Below are 13669 nucleotides of genomic sequence, written 5' to 3'. Positions count from 1 at the left end.
AATTTTTTCTCGCGCATGGGCAGGCGCGGCGGTAAGGACCGACCATGCGCCTCCTGCTCGTGGAAGATACCGCCGATCTCGCCGAAAGCGTGCTGCGCGCGCTGCGGGCCGATGGCCACGCGGTCGATCACGCGCCCGACGCCGCCACCGCCGAAGCGGCGATGGCCGTGGCGGATTACGCCTGCGTCGTGCTGGATCTGGGCCTGCCGGACCGGTCGGGACTGGAGGTGCTGAAGGCGCGGCGCCGCGCGGGCGACCGCACGCCGGTGATCATCGCCACGGCGCGCGACCAGATCACCGACCGCATTGCCGGTCTCGATGCCGGGGCCGACGATTATGTGGTGAAGCCCTTCGACTTGGGCGAGTTGCTGGCCCGGGTCCGCGCGCAGGCCCGGCGCGGGCAGAACGCGCCCGCGACCCGCCTGCATCTGGGCGCGCTCGACATCGACCGAAGCGCCGCCAAGGTCTGGCGCGACGGCGAGGAAATCCGCCTTACCGCCCGGGAATGGGCGCTGTTCGATGCCCTTCTGGGGGCGCGCGGCCGGGTGCTGGGAAAACCCGCGCTTGAAGAGGCGCTCTATGCTTTCGACGCCGCAATCGAAGGCAACGCGGTCGAAGTCTATGTCTCGCGCCTGCGCCAGAAACTGGGGGCGGGCGTGATCGAGACGCGGCGCGGGCTGGGATACGTTCTGCCATGACGTCGCGCCCTGCCCGCCGCTGGTCGCTGGCGCGGCGCCTGACGCGGCGCGCTCTGGTTCTGGCGGCTTTCGGCTGGCTGGCCACGGTCGCCCTGTCGCTCATTGCGCTGAACCACGAACTTGAGGAGATGTTCGACGAAGAGTTGCAGGCGCTGGTCGAGACCACGATCCTGTCGCTCGACGCCACCAGCGAAGCGCCGATCCCGCGAAGCTGGGGCGTGGGCACGGCGGATGGCGAGCGGCTGCTGCGGGTTTTCCCGGCCGCGGGTCCTGCTCCGCTCGCGCCCTGGCCGGCGCTTTCCGGGAACGGATTCTTCGACAGCCAGGGATGGCGCATCTTGCGCCGCGAAACCGACGAGGCGGTGATCGAGATCGCCCACAGCAAGGCCTGGCGGCACGAAGAGATGATCGAGGCGGCCTCGGCGCTTCTGGTGCTGATCGTGCCCCTTGGCCTGCTGCTGCTCTGGGGATTGCGCCGCCTGACCGCGCGGGCGACCGCGCCGGTTTCGCGGCTTGCCCAGTCGGTCGCGGCACGCCGTCCCGACGATCTGTCGCCCGTCGACCCCGACGGTTTGCCGGACGAATTGCGACCGCTCGCCGTCTCTGTTTCGGCCTATCTGGCGCGCATCGACACCCTGCGCCGCTCAGAGCGGGATTTCATCGCCAATGCCGCGCATGAATTGCGCACGCCGCTGGCCGCGATCCGCGCGCGGCTGGACCTGTCCGGGGATTCCGACGCGAAAGCCGCCATCACGGGGATCGACGCGCTGACACGCCGGGTCGAGCGGCTGCTGCAGCTGTCGCGGCTGGAGGCCGGGGTGGGCATCGGGAAAGGCCCGGCCGACCTTGTGCGCCTTCTTCGTCTTCTTCGCGACGAGATGGCCCCCCGTGACACCGCGTCGATCCTGTTCGATGACGGCGATCTGGAAACCTTCACGGTTGCCGTCGACCCTGACGCCCTGGCGATCCTTCTGCGCAACCTGATGGAAAACGCGCGCGAACATGGCGATGGCACGATGACGCTCCGTCTCACACCCCGGGGAAAGCTGAGCATCGGCAACCCCGTCGCAGGCCCCGCGCCGCTGGCGTTCTCGCGCTTTTCGGCGGGGGCAGGATCGAACGGGCAAGGGCTCGGCCTGTCCATCGTTCAGGCCATGTCGCGCGCGATGGGGATCGGGCTGGACTTTGAAAGCGCAGAGGGCTTCGTGACCGTCACGCTCGATTTTGCGGGACTGGCCGTCCGGTCCGATCACGCGACCTGATCCAGAACCTCCAGAACGAAGTCGACCCGCGCCTCGACCGTGTCCAGGGGCAGCGGCAGCAGGTCATAGCCCGCCATGGCATAGGCCTGCGCCATGGCCTCTGCCGTCGCGACCGCCTCGTCGAAATCCTGCCCGCGCTGCGCATCCTGACCGAAGATCTCGGGCCAGGGCGGCGCCAGAAACACCGTCGGGCGATACCGGTAGATCTCGGCCGCGGCGTGGACATGAGGGGGCGCCTCGCCCTCGTAGAGCTGCAGATAACCGATCACATCGGGAATGCCGCGATCGAAGACCACCGGGCCGCGGATCCCCTGGGCTTCATGCCACGAGCGCATTTCCCAGCCGAGCATGAGCTCGGCGAAGAGCCGCCGGTCCTGACCGTGCCACCCGGTCCCGCCGATCCGGGTCTGATCCTGAATGATCGCGCGTCCGGCTTCGGGCATCGTGGCCAGACCCCGCTGCGCCAGCGCGGACAAAAGCGTTGTCTTGCCCGATCCCGGGCCGCCGGTAAGGACGAATAGTCGGTCGTTCATCGTGATCCTGCCGAAAGGAACGCTGTAGCCCCGCCGCAGACAGGGTTCGCCCCGAACCGCCCCTCGGCAGGTGGCCGGAGCGTCTGTCGGAAACGGGTCAGGTGTCAACCGAGTGGCGAGCGACAGGCCGCGCGCAACAGGACGCTGCGCCGTCGGGTGCCCGGTTTCCCGACCGGCCCTGACCGTTCCGGCGCTCAGTGATCCGTCAATTGACGCACCGCCGACCGGTACCGCGAGAAAACGGCGTCCCGGTCGACATGCCGGCCCTCGCTCACCCGGTGCCGCCCGGCCGACCAGACATCGGTTATCACGTTGTCCTTGGCCGCGAAGGCCAGACCATCGAGGATCTTGTCCGCCGGCAGGGCACAAAGCGCCGGGCTCTGGCTGTCGATCGCCACCAGATCGGCCAGCCTGCCCGTCTCGATAACCCCAGCATCGCGGGCCAGCGCCTGCGCCCCGCCGCGCGCGGCGGCGGTATAGAGGAACGCGCCGACCGAGCCCGCGCCCGCGATCATCACGTTGCGGCTCGTGTCGCGCAGGCGCTGCGAATATTCCAGCGTGCGCAGCTCTTCCGTGAGCGAGATGTTGACGTTCGAATCCGATCCGATCCCGAACCGCCCCCCTGCCGCTGCATAGTCGGGGCCGTTGAACGGCCCGTCACCCAGATTGGCCTCGGTGATCGGGCACAGACCCGCCACCGCGCCGGTCCGGGCCATGGCGCCGGTTTCCGCCTGCGTCATGTGCGTGGCATGGATCAGGCACCAGCGTTCATCGACGGGCTGGTGATCCAGAAGCCATTCAACCGGTCTGGCCCCCAGCCACGCCTTGATGTCGCGCACTTCCTGCGGCTGTTCGGCGATGTGAATGTGGATGGGCCCCTGCCCGTGCGCCGCAACGACCCGGGCCAGATCGTCGGGACAGGTGGCGCGTAGGGAATGGGGCGCGATGCCCAGGCGGGTATCCGCCGGCAGGTCGCGCAGGGCCGCTGCCGCGCGCTCCGTCAGGCGCGCGAAACGGTCGACATCGTTGCCGAAACGCTGCTGCCCGGCGCTCAGCGCCGCCTGCCCTGCCCCGCCATAGGTATAAAGCACGGGCAAATGGGTGAGACCGATTCCCGTCTGCGCGGAGGCGGCAAAGATCCGTTCGGATAGCTCGGCGATATTGTCATAGGGCGCCCCGCCGGGCTGGTGGTGGACGTAGTGGAACTCGCCCACGCTGGCAAAGCCCGCCTCCAGCATCTCGACATAGACCTGCGCGGCGATGGCTTCGACCTGGTCGGGGCTCATGCGGTCCATGAACCGGTACATGAGTTCGCGCCAGGTCCAGAAACTGTCCCGCCCCTGTTGCCGGAACTCGGTCATCCCCGCCATGGCGCGCTGAAAGGCATGGCTGTGCAGGTTGCCCAGCGACGGCAGCAGGGTGTCGACGCAAGTGTCGCCGGCCTGCGGCCCGACATCCGTCCGCAGGCTTGAAATGGTGCCGTCCCCGACCATCAGGCGGACATTGACGGCCCAGCCATCGGCCAGAAGGGCCTGTTTTGCATGAATCACGGCCTTATCTCCACGCTTATACATTTTATGTATAGACATATAATCAGCGCAGCGCTAGGAGAAAAGCAGAATATGGAGGGAACCCGGATGCCTGACGCGATTCAGCTGATGACCAATCTGACCGCCGCCACGCTGATCGGCGACGCCCCCTATGGCCTGATCGAGGATGCGGCCATCGCCGTCGCGGACCGCAGGATCGCCTGGGTCGGCAAGCGCTCCGATCTGCCGCAGGATCTGTCGGCACGCGACGCCGTCGACATGGGCGGGCGACTGGTCACGCCGGGGCTGATCGATTGCCACACGCACCTTGTCCATGGCGGCAACCGCGCGGTCGAGTTCGAGATGCGGCTGAACGGCGCCAGCTACGAAGAGATCGCGCGCGCGGGCGGTGGCATCGTCTCGACCGTCCGCGCGACGCGGGAAGCCAGCGAGGATACGCTGCTGCGCGAGGCCCTGCGCCGCGCCGATGCGCTGATCGCCGAAGGCGTCACCACGCTTGAAATCAAGTCGGGCTACGGGCTGGACCTCGAAACCGAGCTGCGGATGCTTCGCGTTGCGCGCGCGGTCATGGCGAACCGGCCGGTGCGGGTGAAAACGTCATTCCTGGGCGCCCATGCCGTACCGGCCGAGTACAAGGGCCGCGACGACGCCTATATCGACGAGGTCTGCATCCCCGCCCTGCGCGCCGCCCATGCCGAGGGACTGGTCGATGCGGTCGACGGGTTCTGCGAGGGCATCGCCTTTTCGCCCGCGCAGATCGCGCGTGTCTTCGATATGGCGCAGGAACTGGGACTGCCCGTCAAGCTGCATGCCGAACAGCTGTCGAACCTCGGCGGCGCCGCGATGGCGGCGGGTTACGGCGCGCTGTCCGCAGATCACATCGAATACCTGGACGAAGCGGGCGTGGCGGCGATGGCCAAGGCCGGAACGGTGGCCGTGCTGCTGCCCGGCGCCTTCTACACGCTGCATGAAACCCGGATGCCGCCGGTGCAGGCCCTGCGCGACAGGCAGGTGCCGATCGCGCTGGCCACCGATGCCAATCCGGGCTCGTCGCCGCTGACCTCGCTGCTGCTGACCATGAACATGGGCTGCACCCTGTTCCGCCTGACACCCGAAGAGGCTTTGCGCGGGGTGACGGCCAACGCTGCCCGCGCGCTCGGCCTGTCCGATGTGGGCACCATCGCGCAGGCCCAGCGCGCCGAACTGGCCGTGTGGGATATCGAGCACCCGGCGGAGCTGTCCTACCGCATCGGCTTCAACCCGCTGCATTCGCGTATTTTCGGAGAAATCGCATGACGTCCCTGACCCTGACCCCCGGCGCCGCCACCCTGGCCGACCTTGCGCGCATCTATCGCGAAGAGGCAGCCGTCACGCTGGATCCGGCCTGCCACGCGGATATCGCGCAGGCGGCGGCGCGGATCGACGCCGCCGCAAAGGGAGAGACCGCCGTCTACGGGGTCAATACGGGCTTTGGCAAACTCGCCTCGGTCAAGATCGCGGCGGAAGACACCGCGACCCTGCAGCGCAATCTCATCCTGTCCCATTGCTGCGGCGTCGGCGATCCGATCCCGCGCCGCCATGCCCGGCTGATGATGGCGCTCAAGCTGCTGTCTCTGGGGCGCGGCGCCTCGGGCGTCAGGCTGGAGCTGGTCACGCTGATCGAAGCGATGCTGGCGCGCGGCGTGACCCCGGTGATCCCGGTTCAGGGGTCTGTCGGCGCCTCGGGCGATCTGGCCCCGCTGGCGCATATGGCCGCCGTGATGATGGGCCATGCCGAAGCGGAATACGAGGGCGAGACGCTGCCGGGCGCCGAGGCCCTTGCCCGCGCCGGGTTGCAGCCGGTCGAGCTGGGCGCCAAGGAGGGGCTCGCGCTGATCAACGGCACGCAGTTCTCGACCGCCTTCGCGCTGGCCGGCTTGTTCGATGCCTGGCAAGCGATGCAGGCGGCGCTTGTCACCTCGGCCCTGTCCACGGATGCGATCATGGGCTCGACCGCGCCCTTGCAGCCGGAAATCCACGCCCTGCGCGGCCATGCCGGCCAGATCGAGGCGGCGGCGACCCTGCGTGCACTGCTGGACGCCAGCGAGATCCGCGAGAGCCACCGCGACGGCGACACCCGCGTGCAGGACCCCTATTGCATCCGCTGCCAGCCGCAGGTGACCGGCGCCGCGATGGACATGCTGCGCATGGCCGGCCGCACGCTGCAGATCGAGGCGAATGCCGCGACCGACAACCCGCTGGTGCTGAGCGAGGCGGGGCTGATCGTCTCGGGCGGGAATTTCCATGCCGAACCCGTGGGCTTTGCCGCCGACATGATCGCCCTTGCCGTGGCCGAGATCGGCGCCATCGCCCAGCGTCGCGTCGCGCTGATCGTCGACCCGACGCTGAGCTTCGACCTGCCCCCGTTCCTGACACCGAATCCCGGGCTGAATTCGGGCCTGATGATCGCCGAAGTGACCACCGCCGCGCTGATGAGCGAGAACAAGCACCTGGCCAATCCCTGCGTGACGGATTCGACGCCGACCTCCGCCAATCAGGAAGACCATGTCAGCATGGCCGCCCATGGGGCGGTCCGGCTGGGGCGCATGGTGGCCAATCTCGAACGCATCCTCGGGGTGGAGCTGCTCTGCGCCGGCCAGGGGATCGAGTTCCGCGCGCCGCTCAGGACCAGTGCGCCGCTGGCATCGGCGCTGGCCCATCTGCGCGACTCCGTCCCCTCGGTGGTCGAGGATCGCTACATGGCCCCCGACCTGGAGCGCGCCGCAACGCTGGTCCGCAGCGGTGCCCTGATCGCAGCCACGGGGCTGAAAATGCCGGAGCTGAGCGCATGAACCCTGTCGAGATCACCCGCGGCAACGGCCCGGTCGTGCTGGGATTGCCGCATACCGGAACCTGGCTGCCGGACGATGTCCGCGCCCGTCTGAATGAATGCGGGCGCGGGCTCGACGATACCGACTGGCACATCCATACGCTCTATGAGGGGTTGCTGCCGGGGGCCACGACGGTGCGCGCGACCTTCCATCGCTACGTGATCGACGCCAATCGCGACCCGTCAGGGCAAAGCCTTTATCCCGGGCAGAACACCACGGGCCTCGTGTCGCTGACCGATTTCGACGGGCATCCGATCTGGGACATCGAGCCCACGCCCGACGAGATCGAGGCCCGGCGCGTCGCCTATCACGCCGCCTATCATGCCGCCCTGAAGGCCGAGATGGAGAGGGTCCGCGCCGAGCATGGCGTCGCGATCCTCTACGATTGCCATTCGATCCGCAGCCGCATTCCCTTCCTGTTCGACGGTATCCTGCCGGATTTCAACATCGGCACCAATGGCGGCGAGACCTGCGATCCGGCCATCGAGGCGGCGGTCCGGGACATCTGCGCGCGCGCCGATGGCTATAGCTCAGTGCTCAACGGGCGTTTCAAGGGCGGCTGGACCACGCGGCATTATGGCCGTCCCCACCAAGGCTATCACGCCATCCAGATGGAACTGGCCCAATCCACCCACCTGACGGCCGAGGCCGCGCCCTGGACGCTTGACGCCGCCAAGGCTGAAGCGCTGCGCGCCCCCCTCGCCGAGATCCTGAAAACACTGGCCGATCTGGCCCCGACCCTTGGAGGCAAACGATGACCAATCCCCGTCACAACATCCGCGACGTCTATCCCGATACCGGGACCGAGATCACCGCGAAAAGCTGGCTGACCGAGGCGCCGATGCGGATGCTGATGAACAACCTGCATCCCGACGTGGCCGAGAACCCGCACGAGCTGGTCGTCTATGGCGGCATCGGTCGCGCCGCCCGCACCTGGCAGGATTTCGACACCATCGTCGCCAGCCTGAAAGAGCTGGAAGACGATCAGACGCTGCTGGTCCAGTCCGGCAAGCCCGTGGGCGTTTTCCGCACCCACAAGGACGCGCCGCGCGTGCTGATCGCCAATTCCAACCTTGTGCCGAACTGGGCGAACTGGAAGCATTTCAACGAGTTGGACAAGAAAGGTCTGGCCATGTACGGCCAGATGACCGCCGGCTCGTGGATCTATATCGGCAGCCAGGGCATCGTTCAGGGCACCTATGAAACCTTCGTCGAGGCCGGGCGCCAGCATTATGACGGCTCTCTCACCGGGCGCTGGATCCTCACCGGCGGGCTTGGCGGCATGGGCGGCGCCCAGCCTCTGGCCGCAGTGATGGCCGGGGCCTGCTGCCTTGCCGTCGAATGCGACGAGACCCGCGCCGATTTCCGCCTGCGCACCCGGTATGTCGATGAAAAGACCCATTCGATCGACGAGGCGCTGGAAATGATCGACCGCTGGACCAAGGCGGGCGAGGCGAAATCCGTGGCGCTGATCGGCAACGCGGCCGACGTGTTCCCCGAACTGGTCAGGCGCGGTGTGCGTCCCGATATCGTCACCGATCAGACCTCGGCCCACGATCCGATCCACGGCTACCTGCCACAGGGCTGGACCGTCGCCGAGTGGCGCGAGAAGCAGGAAAGCGATCCGGATGCGGTGGAAAAGGCCGCGCGCGCGTCGATGAAGGTGCATGTCGCCGCGATGGTGGATTTCTGGAACGCCGGGGTGCCGACGCTGGATTACGGCAACAATATCCGCCAGGTCGCGCTGGAAGAGGGGCTTGAGAACGCCTTTGCCTTCCCCGGTTTCGTCCCCGCCTATATCCGCCCGCTCTTCTGCAAGGGGATCGGTCCGTTCCGCTGGGCGGCGCTGTCGGGCGACCCCGAGGACATCTACAAGACCGACGCCAAGGTGAAAGAGCTGGTGGACGATCCCCATCTGCACAACTGGCTCGACATGGCGCGCGAGCGGATCAGTTTCCAGGGGCTTCCCGCGCGGATCTGCTGGGTCGGTCTTGGCGTGCGCCACAAGCTGGGCCTGGCGTTCAACGAGATGGTGCGCAACGGCGAGCTGAAGGCGCCGGTGGTGATCGGCCGCGATCATCTCGACAGCGGCTCGGTCGCCTCGCCCAACCGCGAGACCGAGGCGATGATGGACGGCTCGGACGCCGTGTCCGACTGGCCGCTCCTGAACGCGCTGCTCAACACCGCGTCGGGCGCGACCTGGGTGTCGCTGCACCATGGCGGCGGCGTCGGGATGGGCTTTTCGCAGCATTCCGGGATGGTGATCTGCTGCGACGGATCCGAGGATGCCGACCGGCGGCTGGCCAATGTTCTGTGGAACGATCCGGCCACCGGCGTCATGCGCCATGCCGATGCCGGCTACGACATCGCGAAGGATTGCGCCCGCGAACACGGGCTGAACCTGCCGGGTATTCTCTGAATGTGCGGTGACGTGCCGCGGCGCCCTGCCGCGGCACGTCAGTATTTCGTCGTCATCCTGTGGCCCCGACGATAGGTCAGCCGCACCAGCGTCACTGCCGTTTCCCTGAGCCATGTCGTGCGCTCGGTGCGAAACAGGGCATTCCCGGCGAAGCATCCCATGTGATCGGCAATATCCTGTGTCGCCTCCACCGCCGAGAAGCTGATCTCGGCATTCGAGAACGGCACCTCTGCCAGCAGCCATTCGTTCGGCCCGCTCTTGGCGAAATCCGCCTTCAGGACAGAGGGGACCACCTCGGGATTGATCCAGCGCTCTTCGTGTTGATACGGGATTCCATCGGCCCAATGCATGCAGACCACGCGAACGACCTGCTGGCCCGGCTCCAGCGCAAGCCGTCCGAGCAACCAGTCGGGAACATCCATCACCGACCGGTCGATCAGCGCATAGCGGTACTCCGCGCGCTGCGCCTCGATCTCTTCGCGCACGATGGGGATCGAGAACCGCGCCTGACGGATCGGCGCCTTGCGCACCCGCGTCCCGGCCTTGCGCTTGCGCTCGACGATGCCTTCGTCTGCCAGTTCGCGCATCGCCCGATTGACCGTCGCGCGCGCGCAGCCGTATTTTTCGGCAAGGTCCATTTCGTTCGGCATCAGGGTGCCGGGCGCCATGACACCGCGCGCAATCTGGTCCAGAAGATCCGCTTTGACATCCTTGAAGGTCACGGTCATTGGCATCGCCCCTTTGTCACTTCAGCCAATCTAACCAATAGACCAACCCAGCTATCCGAACTTCGGGTATACAGTCGCGTGTAGACCTCGATAATGATATACATAATGAAATAACATTAGACAATAGGACCGAACCCTTGTCGCCCATTCTCAAGATCACCCTGTCCCGGCTTGCCATGGGAATCGTCACGCTTCTGATCGTGAGCGTGCTGATTTTCTCGGCCATCGAGCTCTTGCCCGGGGACATCGCGACGGAAACACTCGGCCAGTCCGCGACCGAGGAAACCATCGCCGCATTCCGGGAGCGTTTCAACCTGAACGGCCCGGTTCACATGCGCTATATCGAGTGGCTGGTAAACGCGGTTCAGGGAGATTTCGGTGTCTCGCTGTCCAACCAGCGGCCGATCTCGGAACTGATCGCGCAACGCGCAGGCAACACCTTCTTTCTGGCCGCCTATGCCGCGCTGATCGCGGTGCCGATCGCCATCGTCCTGGGGATGCTGGCCGCGCTCTATCGCAATTCGGTGTTCGACAAGACGATCTCGGGCGCCACGCTTGCTGCGATTTCCTTCCCCGAATTCTTCGTCGCCTACATTCTCGTGCTGCTGTTCTCGGTCACCTTCGGCTGGTTCCCCAGCCTTGCCAGCGTCGATGCCGGCACCGGGTTTGTCGAGCGGCTCTATCGCACCTTCCTGCCAGCGCTGACGCTGACGCTGATCGTGGTCGCGCACATGATGCGGATGACCCGTGCGGCGATCATCAACCTTCTGGCCCTGCCCTATGTCGAGATGGCGCATCTCAAGGGGATGAAGCGCTGGCGGGTCATCGCCATTCATGCGCTGCCGAATGCCATTGCGCCGATCATCAACGTGGTGGCGCTGAACCTTGCCTATCTGGTCGTGGGGGTCGTGCTGGTCGAGGTGGTCTTCGTCTATCCGGGGCTGGGCCAGCTTCTGGTGGACGCGGTATCCAACCGGGACGTGCCGATCGTGCAAGCCGCCTGCCTGATCTTCGCCGCGACCTACATTCTTCTGAACATGGCTGCGGACATCCTGTCGATCATCGCCAATCCCCGCCTGCTGCATCCGAGGTAATCGCCGATGACGCCCTTTCTCAGAAAACTCGGCGCGGCGCCGGTCTCGGCCTGGTTCGGCATCGTCATCGTGACGCTGATCGCCCTGACCGCCATTTTCGCGCCGCTTCTTGCCCCCTTCCCCGAATTCGAGGTCGTGGGCCCGCAATACAGCCCCTGGGCCGCGCCCTATTACCTGGGGACGGATGCGCTGGGCCGGGACGTGCTGTCGCGCCTGATCTACGGCGCGCGCAATACCGTGGGGATCGCCCTGTTGACGACCGCTCTCGCCTTCCTCCTGGGTGCGAGTTTCGGGCTTCTGGCCGCGACGCTGGGCGGCTGGTTCGACATGATCGCCAGCCGGGCGGTCGACGTGCTGATGGCCATTCCGTCGCTGATCTTCGCCCTTCTGATCCTGACGATCACCGGCACCTCGGTCCTGTCGCTGATCCTTGTCATCGCCGTCCTGGACAGCACCCGGGTCTACCGGCTGTCCCGCGCCGTCGCGCAGGGCATCCTGACGATGGATTACGTCGAGGTCGCCCGGATGCGCGGCGAGGGCCTGTTCTGGATCATCCGGCGCGAGGTCTTGCCGAATTCCGCCGCTCCGCTGATCGCCGAGTTCGGGCTGCGCTTCTGCTTCGTCTTCCTGTTCATCTCGGCGCTGTCGTTTCTCGGGCTTGGGCTGCAACCGCCGATCGCGGATTGGGGCGCGATGGTCCGTGAAAGCGCCCGGCTGATCTCGTTTGCCGATTTCTCGACCTGGCAGACCGCCACGTTCGGGCTCGCCCCGCTCTTGCCCGCGGGCGCCATCGCCCTGCTGACGGTGTCCGTAAACCTGATCGTCGACTGGGTGCTGCACCTGGCCAGCGGCCTGGAGGAATAACGCATGACTGACACGTCCGACCTTTTGCTGGATATCCGCGATCTCGTCATCGAGGGCCGGTCAGGCGGCACCTGGCAACCCATCGTCAAGGGGATCGACCTGTCGCTGAAACGCGGCGAGATCCTGGGCCTCATCGGGGAAAGCGGCGCGGGGAAATCAACCCTGGGCCTTGCCGCCATGGGCTACACCAAGTCGGGCTGCCGCATCGCCGGGGGCTCGATCAAGCTCGCCGGCGAGGAGCTTGTCGGAGCCCCGGCCGAGACCCTGCGCCATCTGCGCGGCAAGCGCGTGGCCTATGTGGCGCAATCGGCGGCGGCGGCCTTCAATCCCGCCTATCGGCTGATCCGGCAATACAGCGAGGCCCCGGTCAGGCATGGCGTCATGTCGCGGCAAGAGGCCGAGCGCGACGCCGTGCAGCTTTACCGCGAGATGCAGCTGCCCAATCCCGAAGAGATCGGCTTCCGCTATCCGCACCAGGTCTCGGGCGGGCAGCTGCAGCGGGCGATGACGGCAATGGCCATGGCCTGCCGTCCCGACCTGATCATCTTCGACGAACCCACCACCGCGCTGGATGTGACCACCCAGATCGAGGTGCTGGCCGCGATCCGCAAGGTCGTGCGCGAGCATCACACGGCGGCGATTTACATCACGCACGATCTGGCCGTGGTGGCGCAGATGGCCGACCGGATCAAGGTCCTGCTCAAGGGCGACGAGATCGAAGAGGCGGAGACGCGGCAGATGCTGGCCCATCCGCGCGAGGATTACACCAAGTCTCTGTGGGCGGTGCGCGAATTCCGCCGCGCGCCACGGACACCCGACGACACCGGCAAGCCGATCCTGACCCTTCAGGATGTCGACGCCTCGTATGGCACGCTTCAGGTGCTCGACGGGATCAACCTGAGCGTCGACCGGGGCCAGACCATGGCCGTTGTCGGCGAAAGCGGATCGGGAAAGTCGACGCTGGCGCGGGTGATCATGGGGCTCTTGCCGCCTGACAAGGGCAGCGTTAGCCTGGACGGAAAGACGCTGTCACCGCTCAACCGCCATCGCGACAAGGGCGTGCAGCGCCGGGTCCAGATGATCCACCAGATGGCCGATACCGCGCTCAACCCCAAGCACCGCATCCGCGAGGTCCTGGGCCGGCCTCTCGAATTCTTCCTCGGGATGAAGGGCGCCGCCAAGGAAGCGCGCATCCGCGAGCTTCTGACGATGATCGAACTCGACCCCGATACGTTCATCGACCGGCTGCCGTCGGAATTGTCGGGCGGTCAGAAACAGCGGGTGTGCATTGCCCGGGCGCTTGCGGCCGAACCGGATTTCGTCATCTGCGACGAGGTGACGTCCGCGCTGGACCAGATCGTTGCCGAGGGCATCCTGCGGCTTCTGGACCGGCTGCAGCGCGAGATGGGGCTGACCTATCTCTTCATCACCCACGATCTGGCGACGGTGCGGTCGATCGCGGATTGGGTGGTGGTGATGCAGAAGGGGCAGATCGTTGAACAGGGCGCCAAGGACCAGGTTTTCCAGCCGCCCCACCATCCCTATACCGAACTGTTGCTGTCCTCCGTCCCCGAGATGGACCCGGACTGGCTGGACGGGGTGCTGAACGACAGACGCGCGGCCGGATAACGACCGCGCGTCTGCGCCCTCC

At 66.5% G+C, this 13669-nt stretch carries 12 protein-coding genes; 9 read left to right on the top strand and 3 right to left on the bottom strand.

Annotation, left to right across the window (positions count from 1 at the left end; genetic code table 11):
* Positions 1 to 44 precede the first annotated feature (44 nt).
* Together C4N9_RS03095 and C4N9_RS03090 are read left to right on the top strand one after the other, a co-directional pair.
* Complete coding sequence (locus C4N9_RS03095; protein WP_109531837.1) at positions 45 to 698, top strand: response regulator; 654 nt, start codon at positions 45 to 47, stop codon at positions 696 to 698.
* Positions 695 to 1960, top strand: coding sequence for a histidine kinase dimerization/phospho-acceptor domain-containing protein (locus C4N9_RS03090; protein WP_109531836.1), 1266 nt, complete (start codon positions 695 to 697; stop codon positions 1958 to 1960). The genes C4N9_RS03095 and C4N9_RS03090 overlap by 4 nt, the downstream gene beginning before the upstream one ends.
* On the opposite strand, the gene C4N9_RS03085 is transcribed toward C4N9_RS03090, so the two are convergent.
* Positions 1948 to 2493, bottom strand: a complete 546-nt coding sequence (locus tag C4N9_RS03085) for an AAA family ATPase (protein ID WP_109531835.1) — start codon at positions 2491 to 2493, stop codon at positions 1948 to 1950. The genes C4N9_RS03090 and C4N9_RS03085 overlap by 13 nt on opposite strands.
* Before the next feature lie 194 nt (positions 2494 to 2687).
* Positions 2688 to 4043, bottom strand: a complete 1356-nt coding sequence (locus C4N9_RS03080; protein ID WP_281260106.1) for a formimidoylglutamate deiminase — start codon at positions 4041 to 4043, stop codon at positions 2688 to 2690.
* Positions 4044 to 4130: 87 nt separating this feature from the next.
* Here C4N9_RS03080 and hutI point away from each other — a divergent pair, with 87 nt between their 5' ends.
* The 4 genes from hutI to hutU are packed head-to-tail and all read left to right on the top strand — an operon-like array spanning position 4131 to position 9332.
* A complete protein-coding gene (gene hutI / locus C4N9_RS03075; protein WP_109531833.1) occupies positions 4131 to 5339 on the top strand; it encodes an imidazolonepropionase in 1209 nt (402 codons plus the stop codon).
* Positions 5336 to 6874 carry a histidine ammonia-lyase gene (hutH, locus tag C4N9_RS03070; protein WP_109531832.1) on the top strand — a complete coding sequence of 513 codons (1539 nt, stop codon included), beginning with the start codon at positions 5336 to 5338 and terminating at the stop codon, positions 6872 to 6874. Before hutI ends, hutH begins: the two co-directional genes overlap by 4 nt.
* Complete coding sequence (gene hutG, locus C4N9_RS03065) at positions 6871 to 7671, top strand: N-formylglutamate deformylase (protein WP_109531831.1); 801 nt, start codon at positions 6871 to 6873, stop codon at positions 7669 to 7671. The genes hutH and hutG overlap by 4 nt, the downstream gene beginning before the upstream one ends.
* Positions 7668 to 9332, top strand: coding sequence for a urocanate hydratase (gene hutU / locus C4N9_RS03060; RefSeq protein ID WP_109531830.1), 1665 nt, complete (start codon positions 7668 to 7670; stop codon positions 9330 to 9332). The genes hutG and hutU overlap by 4 nt, the downstream gene beginning before the upstream one ends.
* A 38-nt stretch (positions 9333 to 9370) precedes the next feature.
* Here the strand turns inward: hutU and C4N9_RS03055 are convergent, their stop codons facing one another.
* Positions 9371 to 10060 carry a histidine utilization transcriptional repressor HutC gene (locus tag C4N9_RS03055; protein WP_109531829.1) on the bottom strand — a complete coding sequence of 230 codons (690 nt, stop codon included), beginning with the start codon at positions 10058 to 10060 and terminating at the stop codon, positions 9371 to 9373.
* Positions 10061 to 10197: 137 nt separating this feature from the next.
* On the opposite strand from C4N9_RS03055, the gene C4N9_RS03050 reads away from it, so the two are divergent.
* Genes C4N9_RS03050 through C4N9_RS03040 form a run of 3 tightly spaced genes read left to right on the top strand, consistent with a single transcriptional unit; the run spans position 10198 to position 13647 of the window.
* Positions 10198 to 11154, top strand: coding sequence for an ABC transporter permease (locus C4N9_RS03050; RefSeq protein ID WP_109531828.1), 957 nt, complete (start codon positions 10198 to 10200; stop codon positions 11152 to 11154).
* A 6-nt stretch (positions 11155 to 11160) separates the two neighbouring features.
* Positions 11161 to 12018 (top strand): ABC transporter permease, encoded by an 858-nt coding sequence (locus C4N9_RS03045; protein WP_109531827.1) that lies wholly within the window; start codon positions 11161 to 11163, stop codon positions 12016 to 12018.
* A gap of 3 nt (positions 12019 to 12021) precedes the next feature.
* On the top strand, positions 12022 to 13647 hold the full coding sequence (locus tag C4N9_RS03040; protein WP_109531826.1) for an ABC transporter ATP-binding protein: 1626 nt from the start codon (positions 12022 to 12024) through the stop codon (positions 13645 to 13647).
* Positions 13648 to 13669 lie beyond the last annotated feature (22 nt).

The organism is Pararhodobacter marinus (genome assembly GCF_003122215.1).
Taxonomy (GTDB): domain Bacteria; phylum Pseudomonadota; class Alphaproteobacteria; order Rhodobacterales; family Rhodobacteraceae; genus Pararhodobacter; species Pararhodobacter marinus.
Note: the sequence above shows the minus strand (reverse complement) of the source record. Positions and strands in the feature narration are given on the sequence as shown.

Coding starts and splice junctions, on each gene's coding strand:
- C4N9_RS03095 (WP_109531837.1), top strand. CDS start 45: ATGCGCCTCCTGCTCGTGGAAGATACCGCCGATCTCGCCGAAAGCGTG.
- C4N9_RS03090 (WP_109531836.1), top strand. CDS start 695: ATGACGTCGCGCCCTGCCCGCCGCTGGTCGCTGGCGCGGCGCCTGACG.
- C4N9_RS03085 (WP_109531835.1), bottom strand. CDS start 2,493: ATGAACGACCGACTATTCGTCCTTACCGGCGGCCCGGGATCGGGCAAG.
- hutI (WP_109531833.1), top strand. CDS start 4,131: ATGCCTGACGCGATTCAGCTGATGACCAATCTGACCGCCGCCACGCTG.
- hutH (WP_109531832.1), top strand. CDS start 5,336: ATGACGTCCCTGACCCTGACCCCCGGCGCCGCCACCCTGGCCGACCTT.
- hutG (WP_109531831.1), top strand. CDS start 6,871: ATGAACCCTGTCGAGATCACCCGCGGCAACGGCCCGGTCGTGCTGGGA.
- hutU (WP_109531830.1), top strand. CDS start 7,668: ATGACCAATCCCCGTCACAACATCCGCGACGTCTATCCCGATACCGGG.
- C4N9_RS03055 (WP_109531829.1), bottom strand. CDS start 10,060: ATGACCGTGACCTTCAAGGATGTCAAAGCGGATCTTCTGGACCAGATT.
- C4N9_RS03045 (WP_109531827.1), top strand. CDS start 11,161: ATGACGCCCTTTCTCAGAAAACTCGGCGCGGCGCCGGTCTCGGCCTGG.
- C4N9_RS03040 (WP_109531826.1), top strand. CDS start 12,022: ATGACTGACACGTCCGACCTTTTGCTGGATATCCGCGATCTCGTCATC.